This is a genomic window from Microbacterium sp. F51-2R (genome assembly GCF_052180235.1).
GTDB lineage: Bacteria > Actinomycetota > Actinomycetes > Actinomycetales > Microbacteriaceae > Microbacterium.
The window spans coordinates 183763-210479 of record NZ_CP197470.1 but is presented as its reverse complement, the minus strand read 5'-3'; the positions used below and the strand labels follow the sequence as shown (position 1 = coordinate 210479).

At 70.5% G+C, this 26717-nt stretch carries 26 protein-coding genes; 22 read left to right on the top strand and 4 right to left on the bottom strand.

The annotated features are described in order from the left end of the window. The first annotated feature begins 25 nt into the window (after nucleotides 1-25). From ACSBPH_RS00990 to era, 16 genes are all read left to right on the top strand, one after another. Nucleotides 26-1174 (top strand): pyridoxal phosphate-dependent aminotransferase, encoded by a 1149-nt coding sequence (locus tag ACSBPH_RS00990; RefSeq protein WP_442575762.1) that lies wholly within the window; start codon nucleotides 26-28, stop codon nucleotides 1172-1174. A 35-nt stretch (nucleotides 1175-1209) separates the two neighbouring features. Continuing rightward, complete coding sequence (locus ACSBPH_RS00985; protein WP_442575761.1) at nucleotides 1210-1863, top strand: hypothetical protein; 654 nt, start codon at nucleotides 1210-1212, stop codon at nucleotides 1861-1863. Further along, nucleotides 1860-2255: a sugar 3,4-ketoisomerase gene (locus ACSBPH_RS00980; protein WP_442575760.1), complete on the top strand. Its 396-nt coding sequence runs from the start codon at nucleotides 1860-1862 to the stop codon at nucleotides 2253-2255. The genes ACSBPH_RS00985 and ACSBPH_RS00980 overlap by 4 nt, the downstream gene beginning before the upstream one ends. Then, nucleotides 2252-3337, top strand: coding sequence for a DegT/DnrJ/EryC1/StrS family aminotransferase (locus ACSBPH_RS00975; protein WP_442575759.1), 1086 nt, complete (start codon nucleotides 2252-2254; stop codon nucleotides 3335-3337). The genes ACSBPH_RS00980 and ACSBPH_RS00975 overlap by 4 nt, the downstream gene beginning before the upstream one ends. After that, on the top strand, nucleotides 3324-4232 hold the full coding sequence (locus ACSBPH_RS00970; RefSeq protein WP_442575758.1) for a glycosyltransferase family 2 protein: 909 nt from the start codon (nucleotides 3324-3326) through the stop codon (nucleotides 4230-4232). Before ACSBPH_RS00975 ends, ACSBPH_RS00970 begins: the two co-directional genes overlap by 14 nt. A 12-nt stretch (nucleotides 4233-4244) precedes the next feature. Beyond that, nucleotides 4245-6092, top strand: a complete 1848-nt coding sequence (lepA, locus tag ACSBPH_RS00965; protein WP_442575757.1) for a translation elongation factor 4 — start codon at nucleotides 4245-4247, stop codon at nucleotides 6090-6092. Nucleotides 6093-6102: 10 nt separating this feature from the next. Further along, nucleotides 6103-6753 carry a DUF1990 family protein gene (locus tag ACSBPH_RS00960; protein ID WP_442575756.1) on the top strand — a complete coding sequence of 217 codons (651 nt, stop codon included), beginning with the start codon at nucleotides 6103-6105 and terminating at the stop codon, nucleotides 6751-6753. Then, entirely contained in the window at nucleotides 6753-7970 is a 1218-nt protein-coding gene (hemW, locus tag ACSBPH_RS00955; RefSeq protein WP_442575755.1) for a radical SAM family heme chaperone HemW, read from the top strand. The genes ACSBPH_RS00960 and hemW overlap by 1 nt, the downstream gene beginning before the upstream one ends. Nucleotides 7971-8069: 99 nt before the next feature. Further along, nucleotides 8070-9110 (top strand): heat-inducible transcriptional repressor HrcA, encoded by a 1041-nt coding sequence (gene hrcA / locus ACSBPH_RS00950; protein ID WP_442575754.1) that lies wholly within the window; start codon nucleotides 8070-8072, stop codon nucleotides 9108-9110. 51 nt (nucleotides 9111-9161) lie between these two features. Beyond that, entirely contained in the window at nucleotides 9162-10274 is a 1113-nt protein-coding gene (gene dnaJ / locus ACSBPH_RS00945) for a molecular chaperone DnaJ (protein ID WP_442575753.1), read from the top strand. 3 nt (nucleotides 10275-10277) lie between these two features. Further along, on the top strand, nucleotides 10278-11015 hold the full coding sequence (locus ACSBPH_RS00940) for a 16S rRNA (uracil(1498)-N(3))-methyltransferase (RefSeq protein WP_442575752.1): 738 nt from the start codon (nucleotides 10278-10280) through the stop codon (nucleotides 11013-11015). Between the two features lie 23 nt (nucleotides 11016-11038). Then, nucleotides 11039-11386: an HIT domain-containing protein gene (locus tag ACSBPH_RS00935; protein WP_442575751.1), complete on the top strand. Its 348-nt coding sequence runs from the start codon at nucleotides 11039-11041 to the stop codon at nucleotides 11384-11386. 43 nt (nucleotides 11387-11429) lie between these two features. Further along, nucleotides 11430-12458, top strand: coding sequence for a PhoH family protein (locus ACSBPH_RS00930; protein ID WP_442577221.1), 1029 nt, complete (start codon nucleotides 11430-11432; stop codon nucleotides 12456-12458). Further along, nucleotides 12455-12925: an rRNA maturation RNase YbeY gene (gene ybeY, locus ACSBPH_RS00925; RefSeq protein WP_442575750.1), complete on the top strand. Its 471-nt coding sequence runs from the start codon at nucleotides 12455-12457 to the stop codon at nucleotides 12923-12925. Before ACSBPH_RS00930 ends, ybeY begins: the two co-directional genes overlap by 4 nt. Beyond that, nucleotides 12922-14325 carry a hemolysin family protein gene (locus tag ACSBPH_RS00920; protein WP_442575749.1) on the top strand — a complete coding sequence of 468 codons (1404 nt, stop codon included), beginning with the start codon at nucleotides 12922-12924 and terminating at the stop codon, nucleotides 14323-14325. The genes ybeY and ACSBPH_RS00920 overlap by 4 nt, the downstream gene beginning before the upstream one ends. Beyond that, a complete protein-coding gene (era, locus tag ACSBPH_RS00915; protein WP_442575748.1) occupies nucleotides 14318-15265 on the top strand; it encodes a GTPase Era in 948 nt (315 codons plus the stop codon). The genes ACSBPH_RS00920 and era overlap by 8 nt, the downstream gene beginning before the upstream one ends. 34 nt (nucleotides 15266-15299) lie before the next feature. On the opposite strand, the gene ACSBPH_RS00910 is transcribed toward era, so the two are convergent. The 3 genes from ACSBPH_RS00910 to ACSBPH_RS00900 form a co-directional block, all read right to left on the bottom strand. After that, a complete protein-coding gene (locus ACSBPH_RS00910; RefSeq protein WP_442575747.1) occupies nucleotides 15300-16640 on the bottom strand; it encodes a hypothetical protein in 1341 nt (446 codons plus the stop codon). 8 nt (nucleotides 16641-16648) lie between these two features. Continuing rightward, on the bottom strand, nucleotides 16649-18811 hold the full coding sequence (locus ACSBPH_RS00905; protein ID WP_442575746.1) for a CHAT domain-containing protein: 2163 nt from the start codon (nucleotides 18809-18811) through the stop codon (nucleotides 16649-16651). Nucleotides 18812-18903: 92 nt separating this feature from the next. Beyond that, nucleotides 18904-19527, bottom strand: coding sequence for a hypothetical protein (locus ACSBPH_RS00900; RefSeq protein ID WP_442575745.1), 624 nt, complete (start codon nucleotides 19525-19527; stop codon nucleotides 18904-18906). Between the two features lie 199 nt (nucleotides 19528-19726). Between ACSBPH_RS00900 and leuA the strand changes: the two genes are divergently transcribed. After that, entirely contained in the window at nucleotides 19727-21487 is a 1761-nt protein-coding gene (gene leuA / locus ACSBPH_RS00895; RefSeq protein WP_442575744.1) for a 2-isopropylmalate synthase, read from the top strand. Between the two features lie 81 nt (nucleotides 21488-21568). Here the strand turns inward: leuA and ACSBPH_RS00890 are convergent, their stop codons facing one another. Continuing rightward, nucleotides 21569-22255: a trimeric intracellular cation channel family protein gene (locus ACSBPH_RS00890; protein WP_442575743.1), complete on the bottom strand. Its 687-nt coding sequence runs from the start codon at nucleotides 22253-22255 to the stop codon at nucleotides 21569-21571. A 36-nt stretch (nucleotides 22256-22291) separates the two neighbouring features. Between ACSBPH_RS00890 and recO the strand changes: the two genes are divergently transcribed. The 5 genes from recO (at nucleotide 22292) to ACSBPH_RS00865 (ending at nucleotide 26703) form a co-directional block, all read left to right on the top strand. Further along, nucleotides 22292-23035 carry a DNA repair protein RecO gene (gene recO, locus ACSBPH_RS00885; RefSeq protein WP_442575742.1) on the top strand — a complete coding sequence of 248 codons (744 nt, stop codon included), beginning with the start codon at nucleotides 22292-22294 and terminating at the stop codon, nucleotides 23033-23035. Beyond that, nucleotides 23032-23844 (top strand): isoprenyl transferase, encoded by an 813-nt coding sequence (locus tag ACSBPH_RS00880; protein WP_442575741.1) that lies wholly within the window; start codon nucleotides 23032-23034, stop codon nucleotides 23842-23844. Before recO ends, ACSBPH_RS00880 begins: the two co-directional genes overlap by 4 nt. 144 nt (nucleotides 23845-23988) lie before the next feature. Then, nucleotides 23989-25383: a glutamate decarboxylase gene (locus ACSBPH_RS00875; protein WP_442575740.1), complete on the top strand. Its 1395-nt coding sequence runs from the start codon at nucleotides 23989-23991 to the stop codon at nucleotides 25381-25383. Continuing rightward, nucleotides 25383-26021 (top strand): hypothetical protein, encoded by a 639-nt coding sequence (locus tag ACSBPH_RS00870; protein ID WP_442575739.1) that lies wholly within the window; start codon nucleotides 25383-25385, stop codon nucleotides 26019-26021. The genes ACSBPH_RS00875 and ACSBPH_RS00870 overlap by 1 nt, the downstream gene beginning before the upstream one ends. Nucleotide 26022: 1 nt before the next feature. After that, nucleotides 26023-26703, top strand: coding sequence for a DsbA family oxidoreductase (locus ACSBPH_RS00865; RefSeq protein WP_442575738.1), 681 nt, complete (start codon nucleotides 26023-26025; stop codon nucleotides 26701-26703). Nucleotides 26704-26717: the final 14 nt, after the last annotated feature.

Sequence of the window (26717 nt, the reverse complement as noted above, 5' to 3'; positions counted from 1 at the left end):
GTCCGATCATCCGTAGGCTGGCCCAATGCCACGCCTTGCGGACCACATCCTCGGCATGCCGGGCTCCGGCGTCCGGCACATCCTCGAGCAGGCTCTCCGCCTCGACGACGCGATCATCCTGGCGGTGGGCGAGCCGGGGGAGGAGGCCGCTCCCGCGATCCGCGAGGCCGCTGCCGCGGCATGGCGCGCGGGACACGTCAGGTACGGGCCGAACGGCGGCATCGCGCCCCTGCGGGCGGCCATCGTCGACAAGATCGCGAGGGTCAACGCGATCACGGCCGACATCGAACAGGTGTGGGTGACCGTCGGCGCGACGCAGGCGCTCCACCAGGCGATGAGCCTCACGCTCGCACCGGGCGACGAGGTGCTCGTGCCCGATCCCGGCTACACGACGTTCACCATGAACGCGCACATGCTCGCGGCCGTTCCCGTGCCCTACCAGCTGAGCCCCGCGAAGGGGTTCCAGCCCGACCTCGGGCAGCTCGAGGCCCTTGTGACCGACCGGACGCGGCTGCTGATCGTCAACTCGCCGTCGAACCCGCTCGGCTCGACCTTCGAGCCCGACACGATCCAGGCGCTCTTGGACTTCGCCGCGCGGCACGACCTGTGGGTGCTCAGCGACGAGTGCTACGAGGCCTTCACCTACGGCATCCCCCACGTGAGCCCCGCCTCGCTCGACCGCGACGACAGGGTCTTCTCGGTCTTCTCGACGTCGAAGACCTACGCCATGACGGGAGCGCGCGTCGGATGGCTCGTCACGCCCCGCGGCTTCACCTCGACGATGCTGCGCGTGCAGGAGGCGGCGATCTCGTGCGTCGACATGCCGGCGCAGTACGCCGCCGTCGAGGCGATCACCGGCCCGCAGGACCACGTGCGCGCCGCGGCCGAGCACTACCGCGAGAACCTCGCCGCCGCGACGGCACTGCTCGACGCGCGCGGCCTGCGCTACCTCACGCCGACCGGGGCCTTCTACCTCTGGATCGACGTCTCGCATGCGACGGACGGCGATGTCGCCGCCTGGGCGGAGCGCTTCCTCCACGAGGAGCGGGTCGCCGTCGCGCCCGGAAGCGCCTTCGGCCGCACGGGCGAGGGCTGGATCCGCGTCTGCTGCGCCGCGCGCCGCGACGACCTCCTCGAGGGTCTCCGCCGGTTGCCCGCGCCGCCGGTATCCTGAGCCCGATTGCGCCCGCGAGAAGGGAGACCGGCCGAGTGAACGAGGTGCTCCTGAACGGCACGGGTCCGCTCGGACGGATGGTCTTCCACCTCCTCGACGCGGATCCCCGTTATCGCGTGCGCGCCTTCACCGCTCCCGCGCGCTACTGCACCCAGCCGTCGCTGTTCGGCGTGCCGGTGATCGCCCACGACGACGTCGTCGATGTCGTGCCACCCGGAGAGGTCGAGTGCCTGTCGCTCCTCGGCGGCCTCGGCGGGTGGGAGGCGCGACGCGAGCACTACGCGACGATGGGGCGCCTCGGCTACTCCCACACCGAGTACGTCCACCCGACGGCTGTCATCCAGGGCCCCCGCGCGTGGGGCGACAACACCATCGTGTTCCCGTACGCGACGATCGGCTACGGCGGGCGGATGGGAGACGACGTCGTCATCCGCGAGAAGGTGTACCTGGGCCACGACCACGTCGTCGGATCGCACGTCTTCCTGGGCGTCGGCGTCACGATCGGCGGCGGCTGCACAGTGGGTGAGGGTGCCTATGTCGCGATGGAGACGACCGTTTCGAACGACCTCTCGATCGGCGACGGTGCCTTCATCGGCATCGGGAGCCTCGTGCTCAACGACGCCCCCTCCGGCACCCGCTCGTTCGGACGCCCCGCACGGGTCGTCCCCTCGCCGGACGAGAGCCGATGAGCGCCACGACGCCGCTCGACCGGCACAGCGACGAGCGCGGCCATCTCGTCACGGTGACGGCCGGGACGGACGTGCCCTTCGACATCCGCCGCGTGTTCTGGATCTACGGCAATGCCTCGGGCGCCCCTCGTGCCGGCCACGCCAGCCGGCTGACGACGGAATTCCTCGTGTGCGTCGCGGGCGCCTGTCGTGCGCGGCTGGACGGGCCCATGGGCGTCGTCGACGTCGTCCTCGACCGGCCCGACGCCTCGCTGCTCGTGCCGCCGCTCACCTGGATCGACCTCCTCGACTTCACCTCGGACTGCGTGCTGCTCGTGCTCGCCGACACGCCGTATCGGCCGGATGCCTCGATCACATCGCGCCTCGACTTCGAGGCGGTGCGCGCAGGGTGATCCCGTTCTTCGATCTCGGCGCCGTCACGCGGCCGCACCGCGCGGCGATCGACCGGGCGATCGCCGGCGTCCTCGACGAGAGCCGGGTGATCCTGGGGCCCCGCACCGCGGCGTTCGAGGCGGACTTCGCACGGTACTGCGGCGTGCGCCACGCGATCGGCGTGGGCAACGGGCTGGACGCCCTCACCCTCATCCTGCGCGCCTACGGCCTCGGCGCCGGCGACGAGGTGATCATGCCGGCGAACACCTTCATCGCGACCGTGCTCGCCGTGACGGCGATCGGCTGCACGCCGGTCCTCGCCGATCCCGACCCCGAGACGATGCTGCTCGACCCGACGGTGGTGGAGTCGCTCGTCACAACGCGGACGCGCGCCATCATCGCGGTGCACCTCTACGGGCGCCTGTGCGACATGGACGCTCTCGGCGACATCGCACGCCGCCACGGCCTCCGGCTCATCGAGGACGCCGCACAGGCGCACGGCGCTCGCTGCGGTGAGCGCCGTGCCGGGGCTCTGGGCGATGCGGCGGGCTTCTCGTTCTATCCGACGAAGAATCTCGGATGCCTCGGCGACGGCGGCGCCGTCACGACCGACGACGACGCACTCGCCGACCGGATCCGGATGCTCCGCAACTACGGATCCGTCGAGAAGAACGTCCATACGGTCCTCGGCGTGAACTCGCGGCTCGACGAGCTGCAGTCGGCCGTGCTGGCCGTCAGGCTCCCGCATCTCGATGGCGAGAACGACCGGCGCCGCGCCCTCGCCAGCCGGTACGACGAGCTCCTGCGGGGGACGGCGCTCATCCTTCCCGATCTCGGCGACGACGACCACGTCTTCCACCTCTACGTCGTGCGCTCTGAGGAGCGCGACAGGCTGCGCGCGGCGCTCGAAGCCGCGGGCATCGGCACGGCGATCCACTACCCGACGCCGCCCCACCGCCAGCCGGCGTATCGCGAGCTGAGCAAGGTGCACCTCCCCGTTGCCGACCTGCTCGCGGGCGAGGTGCTGAGTCTTCCGCTGCACCCCGCGCTGACGGATGCCGAGGTCGAACGAATCGCGGAGGTGCTGCGTGCCCTCGCGTGAGCTCGTCTCGGTCCTCGTGCCGGCCTACAACCACGAGCGTTACGTCAGGGAGTGCCTGGACGCGCTCGCTGCGCAGACCCACCGGCCCCTCGAGCTGCTCGTCGGCGACGATGCCTCGTCCGACGGCACCGCCGACGCCGTCCGGGAGTTCCTGCGCGAGCGGTCCGGCGAGTTCGACCGTGTCGTCTTCCGCGCGAAGACCGCCAACGGAGGCGTCGCCGCGATGCTCAACGAGCTCCTGAGCGAGGCCCGCGGCGCGTACGTCTTCCTCAACGCCTCCGACGACCGCGCGGCGCCGCGGGCGATCGAGGTGCTGGCAGGCGTGCTGGATGCCGATTCCCGCGTCGCCCTCGCCGTCGGCGACAGCATCGTCATCGACTCCTCGGGGAGGCGCGTGTACTGGGCGCCCGATCGCATGTCGTTCGTCGACGAGTCCGAGGCGCGGTTCCGCACGTGGGTCGAGTACCTCCGCGCGGTGCACCGGCCCGGCGTCTTCGGCCCGCGCCTGTTCGGGAAGGCCGGAACGCTCCACCGCGGCCACTACATCCCCAACGGCAAGCTGTTCCGGCGGTCGGCGATCGAGGCGGTCGGCGGCTGGCGCCCCGACGTCCTGGAGGACTGGGACTTGAACTTCCGGCTGGCGCTGCGATACCGCCTCCGCTACGTCGACGAGGTGCTCTACGCCTACCGCTGGCATGACACCAACGCGATCCGCGACCCCGAGCGTCTGCTGCGGCTGCTGCGCAACACCGAGGCGGCGATCGCGGCCGAGCTGCGGCATCCGTCCTCGTGGCTGCGCACCCTGCCGCATCGTGACGTGCGCTCGGGGCTCCACCACCGGCTGGGCCTGCCCGCGCCGGCCGGGCGGCCGATCGATGACGGGCGGGCCCCGTAGAATCGACGGGACATGTCCCCGCGCGCCCTGAAGCCCCTCGAGCCGTCTGCCACGGCTCCCGAGGCGATCCGCAACTTCTGCATCATCGCCCACATCGACCACGGCAAGTCGACCCTCGCCGACCGCATGCTGCAGATCACGGGCGTCGTCGCCGAGCGCGACATGCGCGCGCAGTACCTCGATCGCATGGACATCGAGCGCGAGCGCGGCATCACGATCAAATCGCAGGCCGTCCGCATGCCCTGGTCGGCCGACGGACGGACCGTCGCCCTCAACATGATCGACACCCCCGGGCACGTCGACTTCACCTACGAGGTCTCGCGCTCGCTCGCCGCCTGCGAGGGAGCGGTGCTCCTCGTCGACGCGGCGCAGGGGATCGAGGCGCAGACGCTCGCGAACCTCTACCTCGCGCTCGAGAACGACCTGCACATCATCCCGGTCCTCAACAAGATCGACCTCCCCGCCGCCGACCCCGACCGCTTCGCGAAAGAACTGGCGAACCTCATCGGCGGCGACCCCGACGACGTGCTCCGCGTGAGCGGCAAGACCGGAATGGGCGTCGAGGAGCTCCTCGATCGCATCGTGCGCGACATCCCGGCTCCGCAGGGGCGAGCGGATGCCCCGGCACGCGCCATGATCTTCGACTCGGTCTACGACGCGTACCGCGGCGTCGTGACCTACGTGCGGATGGTCGACGGCAAGCTCGAGCCCCGCGAGCGCATCCAGATGATGTCGACGAGGGCGACCCACGAGCTCCTCGAGATCGGCGTGTCGAGCCCCGAGCCCACCCCGACGAGGGGCCTCGGCGTCGGCGAGGTGGGCTACCTCATCACCGGCGTCAAGGACGTGCGCCAGTCCAAGGTCGGCGACACGATCACCAATCTGCGCAAGCCCGCCGCCGAGGCGCTCCCCGGGTACACCGACCCGAAGCCGATGGTCTTCTCGGGCATCTACCCGATCGACGGCAGCGACTACGGCGACCTCCGCGAGGCGCTCGACAAGCTGAAGCTGTCGGATGCCTCCCTCCAGTACGAGCCCGAGACGTCGGTCGCGCTCGGCTTCGGCTTCCGCTGCGGCTTCCTCGGGCTCCTGCACCTCGAGATCATCACCGAACGCCTCTCGCGCGAGTTCGACCTCGACCTCATCACGACCGCCCCGAGCGTCGTCTACGAGGTGCTCACCGACACGGGCGAGCACGTGACCGTGACGAACCCGAGCGAGTACCCCGACGGACGCGTCGCGTCGGTGTCGGAGCCGGTCGTCAAGGCCGCGATCCTCCTGCCGAAGGACTACGTCGGCACCGTCATGGAGCTGTGCCAGTCGCGGCGCGGCACCCTCCTCGGCATGGAGTACTTCAGCGAGGAGCGGGTGGAGCTGCGCTACAACATGCCCCTCGGCGAGATCGTGTTCGACTTCTTCGACCAGCTGAAGTCCCGTACGCAGGGCTACGCGAGCCTCGACTACGAGCCGGCGGGCTCGCAGGAGGCCGACCTCGTGAAGGTCGACATCCTCCTGCAGGGCGACAAGGTCGACGCGTTCAGCTCGATCGTGCACCGCGAGAAGGCCTATGCCTACGGCACGATGATGACCGAGCGCCTCCGCAAGCTCATCCCGCGCCAGCAGTTCGAAGTGCCGATCCAGGCCGCGATCGGCGCGCGGATCATCGCGCGCGAGAACATCCGTGCGATGCGCAAGGACGTCCTGGCCAAGTGCTACGGCGGTGACATCACCCGCAAGCGCAAGCTCCTCGAGAAGCAGAAGGAGGGCAAGAAGCGCATGAAGATGGTGGGTCGCGTCGAGGTCCCTCAGGAGGCGTTCATCGCCGCGCTCTCAGGGGATGTCGAGACCAAGCAGAAGTAGGCTGGAACCCATGCGCCGCGGGACGTTCAAGGACGAGACCGTCGACTACGCCGCCGTCGGGGCGACGCAGGCACCGGATCTCATGCAGTATCCGCCCGAGCGGAGCACCCCCGCCGAGGAGTCCTGGCGGATCGGCAGCGGCGAGGCCCGCTTCCAGTCCGCGAGCGAGTCACTGCTCTCGTGGGTGGCCCAGAAGGGCGCTGGACTGACCGTCAAAGACGTACGCCCGGCATCCGGCCCCATGTACTCCGGCGTGAGCTTCGACGCCGAGGGGAATCCCATCGCCCCGAGCCGCAGCGAGGCCGAACAGCGCTTCGACGTCGACGGCACGCCGTTCGTCGCGGCCGGGACGACGATCGTCGTGGAAGGCCGTGTAAAGGGCTTCAACGCCGACGGCGAGCTGCGCGTCATCTTCGCCGTCGAGGAGCCGCGCCGCGTCGGCTTCGCGCTCGGAACGGTCAGCGGGTCGGTCGTCAGCGGCGAGGAGTCGTTCATGCTCGACTGGCACGACAACGACGAGGTGTGGTTCACGGTGCGGGCTTTCGACCGCCCCGTCTCGATCCTGTACCGCGTGCTGCCGGCCCTCGCCCGACGGCGCCGTCGGGAGCTGTTCACGCGCTACCTCCGCGCGATCTCGCCGCTGTACGCGACCCCCGCCTGATGGGCTCCGCGCTCCCGCTCGGCGAGGCCGCACCGGCCGACGGGACTCTCCCGGCCGAGGTCCGCGTCGAGGCCGCGACGCCCTTCGGGGTCTACCTCCACGTGCCGTTCTGCCGTGTGCGGTGCGGGTACTGCGATTTCAACACCTACACGTCGGGCGAGCTGCGCGGTGCCCGCCAGGACGAATACGCCGACACGCTGCTTCAGGAGGTCGCCCTCGCCGAGCGGGTGCTCGGTGCGGCGGGCCCCCTCCGCCCGGCCTCGACGGTCTTCTTCGGCGGTGGGACTCCCACCCTCCTCCCGCCGGGCGACCTCGCCCGCATGCTCGCGGGCGTGCGCTCGACCTTCGGGATCCGCGAGGACGCCGAGGTCACGGTCGAGGCGAATCCCGACACGGTGACCGATGCGGTCGCGGCCGAGCTCGCGGCATCCGGAGTCACCCGCCTGTCGATCGGCATGCAGTCGGCCGTCCCGCATGTGCTCGCGGCGCTCGACCGCACACACGATCCGCTCAACGTCGCGACGGCCGTCGACGCCGCGCGGGGAGCGGGCCTCGACGTGAGCCTCGACCTCATCTACGGGGCGCCGGGGGAGTCGCTCGCGGACTGGCGGCGCTCGCTCGAGTCGGCCATCGCGCTCGCGCCCGACCACGTCTCGGCGTATGCGCTCATCATCGAGGACGGTACGAAGCTCGCGCGGCAGATCCGCCGGGGCGAGGTGCCCGCGCCCGACGACGACCTCCAGGCCGACATGTACGAGCTGGCCGACGAGCTCCTGGCCGGCGGCGGCTACGACTGGTACGAGGTGTCGAACTGGGCGACCGACCCCGCGCACCGTTCGCGGCACAACCTCGCCTACTGGCAGGGGCACGACTGGTGGGGCTTCGGCCCGGGCGCGCACAGCCACATCGGCGGGGTGCGCTTCTGGAACGTCAAGCACCCCGCGGCGTACGCGCAGCGGCTCGCGATGGGCGAGTCGCCCGCGGCGGGGCGGGAGAGACCGGATGCCGAGGCCCGCGCCCTCGAGAGCGTGCTGCTTCGCACGCGCATCCGCGAGGGCATGCCGATCGCGGAGCTGCTCGGCGAGGGGCGCCATGCCGTGGCATCCCTCATCGCCGACGGCCTCATCGACGGCACGGCCGCCGTGCACGGGCAGATCGTCCTGACCCGCCGCGGCCGGCTCCTCGCCGACGCCGTCGTGCGCGCCCTCACCGACTGACCCGGCCCGCCTCAGCGAGCGGGACGCCGGGATCCGATAGAATTGGCACTCCACTCCTGGGAGTGCCAGCCCAGGCGGATCCGGCGTGAGGAGGGCGCGATGGTCACCGATCGAGGCCTGCAGGTGCTGCGCGCGATCGTGCAGGACTACGTCGACACGCACGAGCCCGTCGGCAGCAAGTCGATCGTCGAGCGTCACTCGTTCGGCGTCTCGGCGGCGACGATCCGCAACGACATGGCGCTCCTCGAGGACGAGGAGCTGATCGCGGCGCCCCACACGTCGTCGGGACGGGTCCCGACGGACAAGGGCTACCGCGTCTTCGTCGACCACCTCGCCGAGCTCCGCCCCCTGACTGCGGCCCAGCGGCACGCGATCGCCTCGTTCCTCGACGGCCCGGGCGACCTCGACGATCTCCTCGTCCGGACGGTGCGCGCGCTGACGCAGCTCACCGGCCAGGTCGCGATCGTGCAGTACCCCTCGTTCGCGCGCGCGAGCGTGTCGCACGTCGAGCTCGTGCCCCTCGAGGCCGGGCGACTCATCGTGATCCTCGTGACCGACACCGGCCGCGTCTCGCAGCGTCTCGTCTTCGTGCGCGAAGAGCTCGGCGAAGACGTCATGACTCGCGCTCGGATCACGGTCGGCGACCTCATCGTCGGCCGCCCCGTCCGCGAGGGCGCGCAGCGCGTCGACGAGTTCCTCGCGACGGGCGACGACCCCGCCGCGCCGGGCGCCGCCGCGATCGACGCCATCGTGCGGCACGTGGCGGAGGAGCTCGAGGAGTTCCGGCAGGACCGCCTCGTCATGGCGGGCGCGGCCAACCTCGCCCGCCGCGAATCGGATTTCCGCGGCAGCATCTACCCCCTCCTCGAGGCGATCGAGGAGCAGGTGACGCTCCTGCGGCTCATGAGCGAGATGGTGGCCGACGACCACGGCCTCGCGACGAGCATCGGGCGCGAGAACGAGCCGTTCGGGCTGGCCGAGGCATCCGTCCTCGCCAGCGACTACGACGCGACCGGATCGCACGCCCGCGTGGGGCTGCTCGGCCCGACGCGCATGGACTACCCCAGCAATCTCGCTGCGGTGCGGGCCGTCGCCCGCTACCTCAGCCGGATGCTGGACGACGACGACAGCGCCCGCTGAGGCACGGCGCGAAAAGACGATCCCGCGCGACGCGCGGGCAGGAAGGCGAATGTGGCTGACCACTACGAGGTCCTCGGGGTTTCGCGCGACGCGACGCCCGACGAGATCAAGAAGGCGTACCGGAGGCTCGCGCGCGAGCTGCACCCGGACGTCAACCCCGGCGAGGAGGCGTCCGAGCGGTTCAAGCTCGTGACCCACGCCTACGACGTGCTGAGCGACCCCGACCAGCGCGCCCGCTACGACATGGGCGGCGACTCGCCGTTCGGCGGCGGCAGCGCGAACTTCGGCGGCTTCAGCGACATCTTCGAAACGTTCTTCGGCGCCGCCACGAACGCCCGCCAGGGTCGGCCCCGGTCGCGTCGCGAGCGCGGCCAGGACGCGCTGGTGCGCGTCACGCTCGACCTCAAGGACGTCATCTTCGGGGCGCACCGCGACCTCGACGTCGACACCGCCGTGCTGTGCGAGACCTGCCAGGGGTCGTGCTGCCAGCCGGGCACCGCCCCCGTCACGTGCGACATCTGCCACGGCACGGGCCAGGTGCAGCGCCAGGTGCGCAGCCTCCTCGGCAACGTCGTCACGAGCCAGCCCTGCAACGTCTGCCAGGGCTACGGCACGACGATCCCGTACCCCTGCGCGACCTGCCAGGGCCAGGGCCGCGTGCGTGCCCGCCGCACCGTCTCGATCGACATCCCCGCGGGCGTCGAGACGGGGCTGCGGCTCCAGCTTCCTGGCTCCGGCGAGGTCGGCCCCGCCGGCGGCCCCAACGGCGATCTCTACATCGAGGTCACGGTGCAGCCGCACGAGGTGTTCAGCCGCGAGGGCGACGACCTGCTCGCGACGCTCGAGGTCTCGATGCCCGACGCGATCCTCGGCACGACGACGACGATCGATTCCCTCGACGGTCCCGTCGAGCTCGAACTGCGCCCGGGCGTGCAGGCCGGCGACATCCTGACGATCAAGGGCCGCGGCATCACCCCGCTGCGCGGCACGCAGCGCGGCGATCTCCGCGTCGGCGTGCACGTCGTGACGCCCACGCGCATCGACCACAAGGAGCGCAAGCTCATCGAGGAGTTCGCGCGCCACTCCAAGGCGCCCGCACCGCGGCTGGCCGAGTTCCACCAGGGACTGTTCGCCAAGCTCCGCGACCGCTTCCGGAACGGCTGACGGATGCCTCTGCACTTCCTCGTCGAGACCTCCGGCGCGGCGCACCCCGGTGACACCGTGACCCTGACCGGCCCGGAGGCCCACCACGCCGCCGTCGTCCGGCGCGTGCGCGTCGGCGAGGCTGTCACGGTCGGCGACGGCAGCGGCGCGTGGCTCACGGGGGAGTGCGAGTCCGCCTCGGCCAAGGAGGTCGTCGTCCGGGTGAGCCGCCGCGAGGATGTACCGGCGGCCTCGCCACGCCTCGTGCTCGTGCAGGCGCTCGCGAAGGGCGACCGCGACGAGCTCGCGGTGCAGGCGGCGACCGAGCTCGGAGTCGACGAGATCGTGCCGTGGCAGGCCGCGCGGAGCGTCTCGCGGTGGGATGCCGCGAAGGCCGCGAAAGGCACCGCTCGGTGGGCCGCGATCGCGCGGGAGGCCGCCAAGCAGGCGCACCGCGCGTGGCTTCCCGAGGTCTCGGCCCTGGCCACGACGGACGACCTGGTGCGGCGGGCCGCGGCATCCGTCGTCCTCGTGCTCGAGCCGACCGCGACCGCCGCGCTCTCGCAGACGAGGCTCGATGCCGGCGACGATCGCGACATCCTGCTCGTCGTGGGGCCCGAGGGCGGCATCGACCCCGGCGAGCTGGAGCGCCTCGCGCACGCGGGGGCGACCGAGGTGCGCCTCGGCACGACCGTCCTTCGCACGTCGACCGCGGGGCCCGCGGCCCTCGCCGTCGTGAGCGGGATCCTCGGCCGCTGGTGAGGCCTCGCCATTAGACTGACGACATGAGAGAACCCTCGATCTTCACGCGCATTCTGGAGGGCGAGATCCCCTCCGAGATCATCGCGGAGACCGAGAACGCGTTCGCGATCCGCGACATCCACCCGCAGGCGCCCGTGCACCTGCTCGTGATCCCCAAGTCGGCCGACTACCGCAACGTGGTCGAACTCGCCGCGGGAGATCCCGACCTGCTCGCCGAGCTGGTCGGCCTCGCGAACACTCTGGCCATGGAGCACGCCGGAGGAGACTTCCGTCTCGTGTTCAACACCGGTCCCGATGCCGGTCAGACCGTGTTCCACGTGCACGCCCACGTCCTCGGCGGACGACTCGAGGAGAAGACGCTCGGTGCCTGACGATACGCCCACGGTCGACCGCGTCTACGCGGACGGCGTCGCGATGGTGCAGCTGCTCGGGCCGCAGGACCGTCTCCTGCGCGTCGTCGAGAAGGAGCACCCCGAGGTCGACGTGCACGTACGCGGCAACGAGATCACGTTGACGGGGGATGCCGGGGCCGTCGCCGCGGCGCGCACCCTCGTCGACGAGCTCCTGGCCATGACGAAGGCCGGTCACGAACTCGGCCCCGTCGACGTCGCCTCCTCCAGCCGCATCCTGCAGCGGGAAGGGGGCCCCCGCCCGTCCGAGGTGCTCGGCGAGGCGATCCTCTCCTCCCGCGGCAAGGTCATCCGCCCCAAGACCGTCGGGCAGAAGGCCTACGTCGACGCGATCGAGGAGAACACGATCGTCTTCGGCATCGGCCCCGCCGGAACCGGCAAGACCTACCTCGCGATGGCCAAGGCAGTCCAGGCCCTGCAGCGCAAGGAGGTCAGCCGCATCATCCTGACCCGTCCCGCCGTCGAGGCGGGGGAGCGCCTGGGCTTCCTCCCCGGAACCCTCACCGACAAGATCGATCCGTATCTGCGGCCGCTGTACGACGCGCTCAACGAGATGATGGACCCCGAGCTCGTGCCCAAGCTCATGGCTTCCGGCACGATCGAGGTCGCCCCGCTCGCGTACATGCGCGGCCGCACGCTCAACGACTCCTTCGTCGTGCTCGACGAGGCGCAGAACACCACGCCCGAGCAGATGAAGATGTTCCTCACGCGCCTCGGGTTCGGCACGCGCATGGTCGTGACCGGCGACATCACCCAGATCGACCTCCCGCAGGGCGCGTCGGGGCTCCGCCTCGTGACGCGGGTCCTCAGCAGCATCGACGACATCCACTTCTCCTACCTCACGAGCGATGACGTCGTGCGTCACACGCTCGTCGGGCGCATCGTCGACGCGTACAGCGAGTACGACGAGCGCCGGATCGCGGCGCGACGCGAGCGGGACGAGGCATCCGAATTCGCCAATCGTGCCGAGCGCCGCTCGGCGACGCGCACGGCCGGTCCGCGCGATCACCTCCCGAAGCGAGGGCGCTCATGACGATCGAGATCAACAACGAGTCCGGCATCCCCGTCGACGAGACGGTGCTCCTTCGCCTCACCGAGTACAACCTCGCCGAACTGCACGTGAGCCCCGATGCGGATGTCGCGATCGTCCTCGTGGACGAAGGCGCGATGGAGGCGCTGCACGTCCAGTGGATGGACGAGCCCGGCCCCACCGACGTGCTGAGCTTCCCGATGGACGAGCTGCGTCCCGGCACCGACGAGATGCCCACCCCGCCGGGCCTTCTCGGCGACATCGTGCTGTGCCCGCAGGTGGCCGAGACGCAGGCCGTCGCCGCCAAGCACTCGACGATGGACGAGCTCATCCTCCTCACGACGCACGGTCTGCTGCACCTCCTGGGCTTCGATCACGCGGAGCCCGAGGAGGAACGCGAGATGTTCGGGCTGCAGAAAGACCTCATCGTGGGCTTCCAGCACTCCGAACGGCGACGACCCCGCGCATGACGCCGGTCCTCCTGCTCATCGCCGCTGCGCTCCTCATCGCCTTCGGCGGTCTCATGGCCGCCATCGACGCCGCCCTCGGCGTGACCTCGCGGCAGGGCCTGGGCGAACTCGCCATGGGCGGGCGCAACGTCACGTCGCTGCGTCGCATCGCCGACGACCCCGAGGTGCACTCCAACGCCGTCGTCTTCATCCGCGTCCTCGCCGAGACGACCGCCGCCGTGCTCGTCACGGTCGCCTTCACGCTCCTCTTCGACAGCATCTGGTGGGCCATGCTCGCCGCCGCCGTCATCATGACGGGCGTGTCGTTCGTCATCGTGGGAGCGAGCCCCCGCACGTGGGGCCGCCAGCACGCGAAGGGCCTCGTCGTCAGCACGGCGCCCGTCATCCGCGGTGCGCGGCTCATCCTCGGCCCGCTCGCTCACGGGCTCGTCGCGCTGGGCAACCGCGTCACCCCCGGCGTCGCCCGCGGCGCGTCGTTCGCGTCGGAGGAGCAGCTGCTCGACATGGTCGACGAGGCCGCGTCGCAAGACCTCATCGAAGAAGACGATCGCGAGCTCATCCACTCGGTGTTCGAGTTCACCGACACGATCGTGCGCGAGGTCATGGTGCCCCGCACCGACATGGTGACGGTGGATGCCTCGGCCTCCACGCGCGAGGCGATGACGATCTTCCTCGAGAAGGGCATCTCACGCGTCCCCATCGTCGACGCCGACGCCGATGACGTCGTCGGGATGCTGTACCTCAAAGACCTCGTGCAGTTCGGGTTCCGCGACGAGACCGGCTGGCGCGACGCCCCGATCGACCGCATCGCCCGTCGCGCCGTGTTCGTGCCGGAGTCGATGAAGGCCGAGTCGCTCCTGCAGCAGATGAAGCGCGACGCCGTTCACGTCTGCCTCGTCGTGGACGAGTACGGCGGCGTGTCGGGCCTCGTGACCCTCGAAGACCTCATCGAGGAGCTCGTCGGCGAGATCGCCGACGAGTACGATCCTCGCGCCGAGGAGGCGGTGGAGTTCGAGCCCGGTCGGTTCCGGGTGAGCGCACGCCTCGGCCTCGACGAGGTCGGCGACCTGTTCGGCATCGACCTCGACGACGAGGACGTCGACTCGATCGGCGGGCTGCTCGGCAAGGCCCTCGGCCGTGTGCCGCAGCCCGGTGCGACGGCCGAGTACGCGGGGCTGGTGCTGACCGGCGGCGCATCGCGCGGGCGCGGGCGGGGCCTGGCCACCGTCTTCGTCGAGCGCGGCGAGGCGCTGGAGGCAGCGGAGGAGAACTTCGGTGCGCGACCGCGCACCGGCGAGGTGCATGTCTCGCGCCCGCGGACCGAGCCCATCACCGTGCCGAAGTCCTCGTCGGACGAGGGCAAGTCGTCGAAGTCCCAGAAGGGGGAGCGCAATGGCTGAGAACGAGCCCACCGCCGAGGCGGGGTCCGAGCCTGCGGTCGGAGGGCCCGTCGAAGGGCGATCCGGATTCGTCACCTTCGTGGGCCGCCCCAACGTCGGCAAGTCGACGCTCACGAACGCGCTCGTGGGCGAGAAGGTGGCGATCACCTCCGACAAGCCGCAGACGACGCGGCGGGCGATCCGCGGCATCCTGAACCGACCTGCCGGCCAGCTCGTCATCGTCGACACCCCCGGCCTGCACAAGCCGCGCACGCTCCTCGGTCAGCGGCTCAACGATCTCGTCGAGCAGGTGCTCGGAGACGTCGACGTCATCGGCTTCTGCGTCCCCGCGACAGAGAAGGTCGGCCCGGGGGATCGGCGCATCGCGGAGTCGCTCTCGGGATACGGGCGCGCGAAGAAGGTCGCGATCGTGACGAAGACGGATGCCGCGTCCCGCGATCAGATCACCGAACGCCTCCTCGAGGTCGACGCCCTCCGCGAGGACTGGGCCGCCGTCATCCCGCTGTCGGCGCTCACGAGGGAGCAGCTCGACGTGCTGACCGACGAGCTCCTGGCACTCATGCCGTCGGGGCCGCCCCTGTACCCCGACGGCGTCGTGACCGACGAGTCGATCGAGGACCGCATCGCCGAGATCATCCGCGAGGCGGCGCTGGAGGGCGTGCGCGACGAGCTTCCGCACTCGATCGCCGTGACGATCGAAGACATGCAGGAGCGCGACACCGGGTCGATGACCGACATCTACGCGAACGTCGTCGTCGAGCGCGACAGCCAGAAGGCGATCATCATCGGGCACAGGGGTTCCCGCCTGCGCGACGTCGGAGCGCGCGCGAGAGCGCAGATCGAGCCGCTGGTCGGCACGAAGGTCTTCCTGAAGCTCCACGTGCGCGTCGCCAAGGAATGGCAGCGCGACCCGAAGCAGCTCGGCCGGCTCGGGTTCTGACCCGCCGCCCCAGCGACGCTGCCCTACGCCCGGCTCACTCGCGCGCCGACGCGCGCGCCGCGTTCCACGCGATCCACGTCAGCTCCTCATGGCCGATGTCGTTGTGCGCGCCGCTGGCTCCGTCGAGGTGCGCGATCACTCCGCTGGCGTCGATGTTGTAGAGCCTGCCCGGGGCGAACGCATCCACGCGCGCGCCTTTCGCGAGCGCGGGGAGCTCGATCGCTGCGCCGATGCCCTTCGCCCCGAAGGTGCCGATCCCGCCGTACTTGGGCGCTTCGTCGTCACCGAGCAGGAACTGCCCGGCCAGCTTGACCGCGAGCGGATAGAACTTGCCGACGGCGTAGTCCCACGACGAGCGCGTCACGACGACGGGCCCCGACACGAACTCGGGGCGCACGACATCGGCGAAGTAGCCGCGGCCGCCGCCGAACGCCGCGGGGGCATCCTCCGCGAACGCCCACAGCGACACGGCCCCCTGCACCAGGAAGAGCGAATTCACGGGCCGCGGCGGGGGAGTCGGATGCGCACCGGGGCCGCGCACGGCGCCCGACATCACGATCGTCCCGAAGCTGTGGCCCATGAGGTGGATGCGGACGTCGGCCGTCCGCATGAGCTCGCGCACGAAGTCGGCCGCGGCGCCCTCGCCGAACTCGCGGGCGTGGTTCTTGCCGCTCCAGAAGGTCAGCTGGCGCAGCGGCGTGAGCACCGCCTCGCGCAGACGGGCGAAGAACCCGTCGCCGAGCAGCCCGTCGTCGGCCGCGGCCGTGACCGACTCGTCGAAGACGGCGTCGGGGTCCCAACCGCCGCCGAGCAGCCCGCCGTCGTCGCCCGCGGCGCCGAGCCGCGCGACGAGCGACCGATAGGCCTCCGACACCTCGGCGGGGAGGGAGTCGGCGGCCGAGGCATCCTGATCCGAGGGGACGGATGCCGCGTACGCGAGCACCGTCCGCAGGGCCTCGCGCGTCTGCGGCTCGTCGCCGAGCTGCGCCGCGAATTCGTCGACCGCGTCGTCCACCGTGACGGCGTCGCCGGCCGGCTCGTCGCCGAGGAGTCCGCTCGGCGTGTCGGTGAGCTCGCGGTTGCTCCAGGCCTTGCTCGGCCAGTGCAGCCCGATGACGACGGGGCGGATTCCGTCGTCGTCGGCGTCGGGATCGGCCGCACCGACCCACCGGTCGTACTGGCTGATGGCGTCCTGGTAGTCGCCCTGCCAGCCGTGGCACAGCACGAAGACGTCGGTGACCCCTGGCGCGGCGACCGCGTCGAGCGCCTCCGTGCTTGCGACCGTGCCGTCGGGGTCGCGCTGCTCGCGTCCTCTCCGGTCGTAGGCGATGAGGTGGTAGGTCTGGGGCTTTCCGGGGATGCGGCGCAGGGCCATGAGTGCTCCTAGTGCCCGCTGCCGGCGGCAGCCAGGGCGGGGTCGACGCGGGTGTCGGTGTCGCAGTGGACGCCGTACAGCAGGCCGAGCGGGTTCCCGTGCTTCTCGAGGAAGTCGCGGCGCAGGGCCAGCACGGCATCGCCCAGCGGCTCGCCCGCGAAGAACCGGTCGAAGAAGGCGATGGCCCACTCGCTCGCGAAGCGGCCGGGGGTCTTGCATTCCGTGCCGATCACGCCGCGTGCGCCTTTCGCGAGGAAGTACGGCACGAATCCGTCGTAGAAGATCGGCGACAGGTCGCCCGACTCGCACGCGTTGATGACGACGAGCGGATGACTCGGCAACTGGTCGTCGATGGGCGCATAGACCGCCAGCTCGCCGAGGGTGATGCGCTGATCGCCGGTCATGACGAGGTACGAGTCGTCGGAGTCCTTGTCGGAAGCGACCGCGTGACAGTAGAGGTAGAGCACCTTGTCGGTCGCGGTCGTGCCGAGCGCGGCCTTCAGGTCGTCGATCTTCGTGCCCTCGCCGAGCGTCACGGCGCGGCTCTCCCAGTAGGTGCGCTGCGCGGCGACGGGATGCGACGGCATCTGCGCGTCGATCCCGTCGTTGTAGAGCACGCGGACGCTCAGGTCGGGGGTCGAGGCGATCGTCGTCACCGGCGGCACGGTCGAGATCTCGCGCATCGGCACCTGTTCGACGATGTGGCGCATTCCGATGAAGTCACCCCAGTCGAGATGGTCGTCGGCGAAGCGGTCGGTGAGGTACATCAGCGCCCACGGCACCGGGAAGCCGCGCGAGACGACCTGCAGCGTCGTGACGTCGTCGCTGAGGCTCTCGCGCAGCCAGCGACCGACGCTCTTCAGCTCCTCCGACGCGAACGGCCCGCCGAAGATCGCCTGGTAGAGGCGGAATCCCGCGAAGGCGAGATCCTTGAGCGCCGAGGCGGCGAGGTTCGGGGGGATGTCGAGCTCGAGAGCGAACGTCGGGTCTTTCACCGTCTTCAGGAGCGCTTCGCGCACGCCCTCGATGCGGGCGGCGAGCTCGTCCTCGGTGATCTGGATGAAGACCTCGTGGTCGGTGACGCCCTTCACGAAGAGGTCGTAGCCCCCGGTCGCGGGCATGAACTGCATCGAGGCGGTGCGGGGAGCGAGGGATGCCGCGGCCCCGGCCGGTCGTCCGAAGTTCGTCGTCTGCACGGGCGTCGACGTGCCGACGTCGAACTCCAGCTCGAGCCGCTGCAGGAAGTTGCCCTCGACATCGACGAGCACGCTCAGCTTCGAGAGACCGGCGTGCAGCGGCTTGCAAGGGAACAGCACCTCGCCGATCGACCTGCCGTTGCGCGTGACGCGGATGAGCTGGGGGAGTGGCGGCACCTCGAAGTCGGTGCTCACCAGCTGCACCGAGAGGTCGACCGCGGTCTGGGTCGGTGCGAACGGGATCGCGGTCGGGGCGGCGCCGGCCGCGGTCGCGCTGCGCTCGCCGAACGAGATGCCGAGGATGTACTCCTCACCTGCTTGCAGGGTCTCGTAGCCGCCGTGCACCTCGGCGTTCAGCCAGGTCTGCACCATCTCGGCCGGCGGGGGCTCCTCCCGTCGCTCGGCGGCGACGGGGCCGCCGCCCGAGGCGGCTCCGAGGTCGTCGGCGGACTCCATCGTGGGCGGGGGGACGAACGAGGTGACGGGCGGAGCGGGTGGCGGCGGAGGCGGAGGCGGTGGAGGACCCGGCGCCGGCATCGACGCGGGAGGTGGTATGGACGGGGCGAAGACGGGAGGCGGCGCGAGGTCGATCGAGTCCGGCGGTCCGGCCGTCTCCCCGCCGAGCAGGCCGTCGTCGGCGCCCGGCGCTGCCTGCGCGCCGAGCGCGGAGCTGACTTCGCTGATGGCGAGGTCGATCGCCTCGTCCTCGCCGGCGCCGAATCCGAGCCTCCCGGCGTCGACGTCGGCCTGATAGCGCGCGGCGAGCGCGGGATCGGCCTCGAGGGCTGCGAGCACGACGAACGCGCGCTCCGTGAGCGTCGCCGCGTTCTGCCAGTCGGCCCGCACGACCACGGCGTCGTAGAGATCGACGACCGACGGCGGGAAGAACTCCACGATCGCGGCGCGGCCGCGCCTGTCGATGAACGAGTTCGCGAGGATCACGGACTCGAACGCGCGCTCCTGTGTCGACCCCATCGCCGCTCCACCTGCGTCCGATCGCGGCCCCGGAGGGCCCCTTTCGGCACACACTAGCCCTCGGCCCGCGCGGGGGCCAGAAGCCGGGCGGCTCAGCCCCGCAGGGCCGGCCAGACGATGACGACCCCCTCGCCGTACTCCGCGTCCGCGGCATCCTGAAGCGTTCCGTCATCCCAGACGACATCTGCCCACACGTAGCCGCTCTCGATGCGCGACGACAGCAGCTGGTCGCCGAGGCGATCGGCAAGCCCCGCCTGGATCTTCTCGAGGGTCGCGGCATCCGTCTTGCCGGGCCGCCCGCCCGTCGGATCTTCGGGGCGGATCGGGTCGTACAGCGCGAGCAGGATCGGCGGCCCCGTGACGCTCATCGTCTCACCGTCGAACGTGCCCTGCACGGCATACGCGCCCCACCGCACATCACCCGACGACTCGCTGCCGTCGACGCCGTCCCAGCTCCAGCCCTCGAGGGGGATCCCCGAGCACTGCGGCGGGAAGGACTCGGCGACGGGCCCGAGACACAGCTGCACGTGGCCCCCGGAATCCATGACCGTGCCGGTGCCGCGCACGTCTCCCTCCGGCGGCGCGGGAGGAAGCGACCCGAAGGGTGCGGCCGCACCCGCGCCCGCACCACCGGCAGGAGTCGCGCAGGCGCAGAGAAGGGCGACGGATGCCGCGGCGAGACCTGCCACCGCGAGGGCACGACGAAGTCGGTTCATACCCTCATGGTGTCGCGGCGCCCGCATTCGTCTCATGCGACCGGTTCGACCCATCCGGGCCTCAGGTGTACCCTGAGTGCATGCGCTTCGGCGGGCTTCTCCTTCTTAGCCGCCGCGACGAGTCCTGATCTAGGGCCTTCCTCGTCGCGGCGATTGCTGTTGGCCCGCATCCTCAGACGAGACAAGAAGCGAGACCCTCATGGACAACACCCAGAAGCCGTCCGGCATGCCGATCCACAAGTATCGGCCGTACCACGAGCAGATCGCGGTCGACCTGCCCGATCGCACCTGGCCGGGCAACCGCATCACGACCGCCCCCCGCTGGTGCGCCGTCGACCTGCGCGACGGCAACCAGGCCCTCATCGACCCGATGAGCCCCGAGCGCAAGCGCATCATGTTCGAGCTGCTCGTTCGCATGGGCTACAAGGAGATCGAGGTCGGCTTCCCGAGCGCGAGCCAGACCGACTTCGACTTCGTGCGTCAGCTGATCGAAGAGAACCTGATCCCCGACGACGTCACGATCCAGGTGCTGACGCAGGCCCGCGCGCACCTCATCGAGCGCACGTACGAGTCGATCGCCGGGGCCAAGCAGGCCATCGTGCACCTGTACAACTCGACGAGCGTCCTGCAGCGCGAGGTCGTCTTCCGCACTGACCGGCAGGGCATCATCGACATCGCACTCGAAGGCGCACGCCTGTGCCGCGAGTACGAGATGCGCATCCCCGAGACGAAGGTCTTCTACGAGTACTCGCCCGAGAGCTACACGGGCACCGAGCTCGACTTCGCGCTCGAGGTCTGCAACCAGGTGATCGAGATCTTCGAGCCGACCCCGGAGCGCAAGGTCATCATCAACCTGCCCGCGACCGTCGAGATGGCGACCCCCAACGTCTACGCCGACTCGATCGAGTGGATGAGCCGTCGCCTGGCGCATCGCGAGAACGTCATCCTGTCGCTGCACCCCCACAACGACCGCGGCACCGCGATCGCCGCCGCCGAGCTCGGCTACATGGCCGGCGCCGACCGCATCGAGGGATGCCTCTTCGGCAACGGCGAGCGCACCGGCAACGTCGACCTCGTCGCGCTGGGGATCAACCTGCTGACGCAGGGCATCGACCCGCAGATCGACTTCAGCGACATCGACCAGATCAAGCGCACGGCGGAGTACTGCAATCAGCTGCCGGTGCCCGAGCGCAGCCCGTGGGCCGGCGACCTGGTGTTCACCGCCTTCTCCGGCTCTCACCAGGACGCCATCAAGAAGGGCTTCGAGGCCATGGAGGCCCGCGCTCAGGCGGAGGGCGTGTCGGTCGACGAGATCGAGTGGGCCGTGCCGTACCTGCCGATCGACCCCAAGGACCTCGGCCGCTCGTACGAGGCCGTCATCCGCGTCAACTCGCAGTCGGGCAAGGGCGGCGTCGCATACCTGCTGAAGACCGATCACGCACTCGACCTGCCCCGCAAGCTCCAGATCGAGTTCTCGGGCGTCGTGCAGGCGAAGACGGACGCCGAGGGCGGCGAGGTCACGAGCGACCAGATCTGGTCGATCTTCAACGACGAGTACCTGCCCGCCGACGTCGCAGACGACCGCTGGGGCCGTTTCGAGCTGCTGAGCACCCGCACGCAGAGCGACATGTCGGGCGACATCTCGCTCGAGGTCACGCTCCGCGACGGCGACGAGCGGGTCGAGGCATCCGGCAACGGCAACGGTCCCGTCGCCGCCTTCATCGAGATCGTCCGCTCGCACGGCTTCGACGTCACGGTCTACGACTACGTCGAGCACGCGCTGAGCGCGGGCGGCGACGCGCAGGCCGCGGCCTACGTCGAACTGCAGGTCGACGGCGAGCGCCTGTGGGGCGTGGGCATCGACGGCGACATCTCGACGGCGTCGCTCAAGGCGATCGTCTCGGGCGTCAACCGCGCGATCCGTACGCGCGAGCGCTCGCGCGAGCTGGCCGGCGTCTGACCCGGGCGAGCCCCGATGTGATCGAGCCCCCTCCGCTCCGGCGGAGGGGGCTCGTTCGTCCGCCGGCGCGCGGCGCGGGCGTCACTTCTTCGGAAGGGTGATGGCGGCGGTCTCCACCGCGACCTTGCGCCGGTACAGCGCGCGCTGCTCGGGCAGCGAGATGTCGAACATGACGGCGAGCAGCCGGATGACGGTCGTCACGACGATGCCGATGACCGCGGCGACGACGATGTCGACACCGAAGGTGTTCAGTGCGGCGAGGGTGAGGCATCCGGCTCCTGCGGCCACCGCGTAGAGCGAGCCGACATGCATGATGGCAGTCGGAAGGCCCATGAGCATGTCACGCAGGATGCCGCCGCCGACCGCCGCGCACACCCCGACGAAGACCGCGGGCACGAAGGGGAACCCCAGGGTGAGCGCCTTGCTCGTGCCGAAGGCGCCGAACAGCCCGATCACGACCGCGTCGAGCGCGACGATGACGCCGTTGAGCCGGCGGAAGAGGTTGGCCAGCAGCATCCCGACGAGCGCCGCGAGCGTCGCCGTGATGAGGTACCAGTTGCTCTGGAGCGTCGCGGGCGCGACGTTGAGCAGCAGGTCGCGGATGAGACCGCCGCCCATGCCCATGACGATCCCGATGATCGCGACGCCGAGCAGGTCGAGGCGGCGCTGCCCCTGGAAGCCCGACGCATAGAGCGCGCCCTGCACGCCGCCGAGGCCGACGGCGGTGAGGTCCGCCCACAGCGGAATGACGAAGACCGGCTGGTTCACACCTCCATTGTCGCGGCCTGCCGGGATAATCGAGGTGTGTCCACCTACCGCGACGAAGTCGTGGTCCTGCGCACCCACAAACTGGGTGAGGCCGACAGGATCGTGACGCTGCTGAGCCGTCGTCACGGCAAGGTCCGCGCCGTCGCCAAGGGCGTGCGCCGCACGTCGTCGCGATTCGGCTCGCGTCTCGAGCCGTTCATGGTCGCCGACGTGCAGCTGTATCAGGGCCGATCGCTCGACATCGTGCAGCAGGCGGAGTCCCTCGGCTCGTACGGGGCCGACATCGCGGTGCACTACGACCGCTACACGTCGGCCAGCGCGATGGTCGAGGCGGCCGACCGGCTGAACGAGGCCGAGGCCACGCCGCAGCAGTACCTCCTCCTCGTCGGCGGGCTGCGCTCGCTGGCGCGCGGCGACCACGCCTCGCGCAGCATCCTGGATTCCTACCTCCTGCGCGCGATGGCGCTCTCGGGCTGGGCGCCCTCGCTCGACGAGTGCGCCCGGTGCGGCAGGCAAGGGCCGCACGACACCTTCGTCGCGCAGCTGGGCGGCATGGTGTGCCACGACTGCGCGCCCACCGGCTCCGCCCGGGTCGCCTCCGAGACGGCCGCCCTCCTCCCCTCGCTCATGGCGGGGGAGTGGGATGCGGTGGATGCCGCGTCCCACGGCGCCACCGCCGCCGCGTCGGGACTCATCGCGGCGTACGCCCAATGGCACCTGGAACGAGGCATCCGCTCTCTCGCCCACGTCGAATCCGCGCCCCGGGAGGCCGCTCGGTGACGCCCAAGCCGTATACGCACCGCGACGCGGTGCCCTATCGCCCCGTCGACTGGACGGGGCTCTACCCGCCGGCGTACCCGAAGGGGAGCGTGCCCAAGCACGTCGCGATCGTCATGGACGGCAACGGGCGCTGGGCGAACAAGCGCGGACTCACCCGCGTCGAGGGTCACAAGGCGGGGGAGGCGGCGCTTCTCGACGTCGTCGCGGGTGCCATCCAGGCCGGCGTGAAGCATCTGTCGGTGTACGCCTTCTCGACAGAGAACTGGTCGCGTTCGCCCGACGAAGTGCGCTTCCTCATGGGGTTCAACCGCGACGTGCTGCACCGCCGCCGGGATCAGCTCAACGAGTGGGGGGTGCGCGTGCGGTGGGCAGGACGCAAGCCCCGCCTCTGGGGATCGGTCATCAAAGAGTTGCAGTACGCCGAGCAGCTGACCGCGGGCAACGACGTGCTGACCCTGACGATGTGCGTCAACTACGGCGGTCGCGTCGAGCTCGTCGATGCCGTGCGCTCCATCGCCGACGACGTCGCCGCGGGCCGCCTGCGAGCGAGCGCGGTGTCGGAGAAGCTCATCCAGCGACGGCTGTACATCCCCGACATGCCGGACGTCGACCTCTTCGTGCGCTCGAGCGGCGAGCAGCGCACGTCGAACTTCCTGCTGTGGGAGTCGGCGTACGCCGAGTTCGTCTTCCTCGACACGCTGTGGCCGGACTTCAGCCGCGCCGACCTGTGGCGGGCGATCGACCTCTACCTCGATCGCGACCGCCGATTCGGCGGAGCGGTCGACACGCCGGAGATCCCGGCGCTCTGAGGGCACCCCTCATCCCGCCCGGATGAGTGCAGGTGGCCGCCGAGCGTTGACAGCCGCGGAGGGCCGCCGGTAGACCCGAGGGCGTACCGTCTCGGACCCTCGCCACGGGAACTCCGACGACCACACCGACGAGGGGGCTTTCCGATGCTGCACCACCGCGAGAACATCCGCGACGAGATCCTCGACGAGGTCTTCGCCTCGACCGACCTCTCGATCGCCATGCCGAAGTACCGCATGCCCGAGAAGGAGCATCTCGCCCGTCACGCCTATCAGGTGGTGTCGGACGAGCTCATGCTCGACGGCAACTCCCGCCAGAACCTCGCGACGTTCTGCCAGACCTGGCTCGAACCCGAAGTCCGCCTGCTCATGGCCGAGTCGCTCGACAAGAACATGGTCGACAAGGACGAGTACCCGCAGACGGCGGCCATCGAGGAGCGCTGCGTGCACATCCTCGCCGATCTGTGGAACTCGCCCGACGCCGCCAACACGCTCGGCACGTCGACGACGGGCTCCAGCGAGGCGGCCATGCTCGGCGGCATGGCGCTGCTGTGGAACTGGCGCGCGCGCCGGCGCGCGGCAGGTCAGCCGACCGACAAGCCGAATCTCATCACGGGGCCGGTGCAGGTGTGCTGGCACAAGTTCGCGCGCTACTGGGACGTGGAGCTGCGCGAGATCCCCATGGAGGGGGATCGCTTCCTCATGACTCCCGAGGAGGTCCTGACGCGCGTCGACGAGAACACGATCGGCGTCGTACCGACCCTCGGGGTGACGTTCACGGGCGGCTACGAGCCCGTGCAGGCGGTGAGCGGGGCGCTCGACCGGCTGCAGGCGGAGAAGGGACTCGACATCCCGATCCACGTCGACGGCGCCAGCGGCGGCTTCCTCGCCCCGTTCACGGCGCCCGACATCGTGTGGGACTTCCGGCTGCCACGCGTGAAGTCGATCAACACGTCGGGCCACAAGTTCGGGCTCGCCCCGCTCGGGGTCGGCTGGATCGTGTGGCGCGATGCCGCCGACCTTCCCGAGGAGCTCGTCTTCGACGTCAACTATCTCGGCGGCAACATGCCGACGTTCGCGCTGAACTTCTCGCGCCCGGGCGGCCAGATCGTCGCCCAGTACTACAACTTCCTCCGTCTCGGGCGCGAGGGGTATCGCAAGGTGCACCAGTCCTGTTACGACACCGCGATGTGGCTCGCCGACCAGATCGCCGGGCTGGGCCACTTCGAGATCATCAATGCCGGCCGGCCCGAGGAGGGCATCCCGGCCGTGTCGTGGAAGCTCACCGACGGCGTCGGCCACGGATTCACACTGTTCGACCTCGCCGACCGGCTCCGCGCCCGCGGGTGGCAGGTGCCCGCCTACACGATGCCGCCGAATCGCGAGGATCTCCCGATCCAGCGCATCCTGGTGCGTGCGGGCTTCGGGCGCGACGAGGCATCCCTCCTCATGGACGACTACCGCGATGCGATCGTCCACTTCGACAAGCACCCCATCACGGTGCCCATGAGCGAAGAGGAGGCGGGGTCCTTCCACCACTGATGGCACGCACGACCCGCCTGCGCCGCGAGGCCTGGGGCTTCATGATCGGATCGGCGTGCTTCGCCGTGGGCGCGATACCCGCCTACGCGGACGCCGTCGGCGTCGTGTGGGGATCGGCCACGTTCTTCGTCGGCTCGATCTTCTTCACCCTGGCGGCGTTCATCCAGCTCGCGCTGAGCGGACGGCGTCCGCCCGACAACCCGCTTCACGGGGCGGATGCGGCGGACTGGTGGGCCGCCGCCATCCAGTTCGTCGGCACGATCCTGTTCAACCTCAGCACCGTCGCGGTCCTGATCCAGGCGGCGGCATCGCCCGCGCATGAGCTCACCGGGTGGCGGCCCGATGCCTGGGGCTCGATCGCCTTCCTCGTCTCGAGCACGTTCGCCCTCGTCGCCGCGTACCGCAGCGGGGAGCTCTGGGACCCGCTCGCCCGCACGTGGCACGGCACGATCCTCAATCTCGTCGGCTCGATCGCCTTCGGCTTCTCGGCGCTCGGGGCCTACATCCTCCCGGCGACCGGCGATCCCCGCAATCTGGAGTGGGCGAACCTCGGCACCTTCCTCGGCGCCGTGTGCTTCTTCGTCGCCGCGGCGCTCGCGAAGCGGAATATCGCGCCCGCCCCCGCGCGTTGGACCTGACGTGACCGAAGCGATCAAGATCGACGTCTGGAGCGACATCGCCTGCCCGTGGTGCTACATCGGCAAGCGCAACCTCGAGAACGGGCTGGCCGCGGCATCCGCCGACGAAGACGCACCCGTCGTGGAGGTGACGTACCACTCCTTCGAGCTCTCGCCCGACACGCCCGTCGACTTCGAGGGCGGCGAAGCCGACTACCTCGCCCGCCACAAGGGGATCTCGCCGGAGCAGGCGAGCAGCATGCTCGAGCGCGTCACCGGCGTCGCCGCCGACGCGGGCCTGGAGTACCGCTTCGATCTCCTCAAGCACACGAACACCGTCAAGGCGCACGAGCTGCTGCACTTCGCGAAGGAGCAGGGCCGCCAGCTCGAGCTCGCCGAGCGGCTCATGTCGGCGTACTTCACCGAGGGCCGCCACCTCGGCCGGGAGGACGAGCTCGTCGCCCTCGCCGCCGACGCGGGCCTCGACGCCGATGCGGCGCGCGGCGCGCTGCAGAGCGGCCGCTACCTCGCAGCCGTCCGCGCCGACCAGGCGCAGGCAGCGGCGTACGGCATCAACGGCGTGCCGTTCTTCGTCGTCGACGGCAAGTACGGCGTCTCGGGCGCGCAGCCCGCCGAGGCGTTCACGCAGATCGCCCGCCAGGTGTGGGCCGAGCACCGCGAGGCCGACGAGGCCGCGGCCTGATCGGCAGCCCTCCT

Bases quoted from the DNA above. Each gene is read 5' to 3' on its own strand.
- ACSBPH_RS00990 (WP_442575762.1), top strand. From the start codon at position 26: ATGCCACGCCTTGCGGACCACATCCTCGGCATGCCGGGCTCCGGCGTC.
- ACSBPH_RS00900 (WP_442575745.1), bottom strand. From the start codon at position 19,527: ATGAACCGACTTCGTCGTGCCCTCGCGGTGGCAGGTCTCGCCGCGGCA.
- ACSBPH_RS00875 (WP_442575740.1), top strand. From the start codon at position 23,989: ATGCTGCACCACCGCGAGAACATCCGCGACGAGATCCTCGACGAGGTC.
- ACSBPH_RS00960 (WP_442575756.1), top strand. From the start codon at position 6,103: ATGCGCCGCGGGACGTTCAAGGACGAGACCGTCGACTACGCCGCCGTC.
- ACSBPH_RS00905 (WP_442575746.1), bottom strand. From the start codon at position 18,811: ATGGGGTCGACACAGGAGCGCGCGTTCGAGTCCGTGATCCTCGCGAAC.
- ybeY (WP_442575750.1), top strand. From the start codon at position 12,455: ATGACGATCGAGATCAACAACGAGTCCGGCATCCCCGTCGACGAGACG.
- hrcA (WP_442575754.1), top strand. From the start codon at position 8,070: ATGGTCACCGATCGAGGCCTGCAGGTGCTGCGCGCGATCGTGCAGGAC.
- ACSBPH_RS00940 (WP_442575752.1), top strand. From the start codon at position 10,278: ATGCCTCTGCACTTCCTCGTCGAGACCTCCGGCGCGGCGCACCCCGGT.
- ACSBPH_RS00910 (WP_442575747.1), bottom strand. From the start codon at position 16,640: ATGGCCCTGCGCCGCATCCCCGGAAAGCCCCAGACCTACCACCTCATC.
- ACSBPH_RS00930 (WP_442577221.1), top strand. From the start codon at position 11,430: ATGGTGCAGCTGCTCGGGCCGCAGGACCGTCTCCTGCGCGTCGTCGAG.
- ACSBPH_RS00980 (WP_442575760.1), top strand. From the start codon at position 1,860: ATGAGCGCCACGACGCCGCTCGACCGGCACAGCGACGAGCGCGGCCAT.
- ACSBPH_RS00935 (WP_442575751.1), top strand. From the start codon at position 11,039: ATGAGAGAACCCTCGATCTTCACGCGCATTCTGGAGGGCGAGATCCCC.
- ACSBPH_RS00870 (WP_442575739.1), top strand. From the start codon at position 25,383: ATGGCACGCACGACCCGCCTGCGCCGCGAGGCCTGGGGCTTCATGATC.
- era (WP_442575748.1), top strand. From the start codon at position 14,318: ATGGCTGAGAACGAGCCCACCGCCGAGGCGGGGTCCGAGCCTGCGGTC.
- hemW (WP_442575755.1), top strand. From the start codon at position 6,753: ATGGGCTCCGCGCTCCCGCTCGGCGAGGCCGCACCGGCCGACGGGACT.
- lepA (WP_442575757.1), top strand. From the start codon at position 4,245: ATGTCCCCGCGCGCCCTGAAGCCCCTCGAGCCGTCTGCCACGGCTCCC.
- leuA (WP_442575744.1), top strand. From the start codon at position 19,727: ATGGACAACACCCAGAAGCCGTCCGGCATGCCGATCCACAAGTATCGG.
- ACSBPH_RS00920 (WP_442575749.1), top strand. From the start codon at position 12,922: ATGACGCCGGTCCTCCTGCTCATCGCCGCTGCGCTCCTCATCGCCTTC.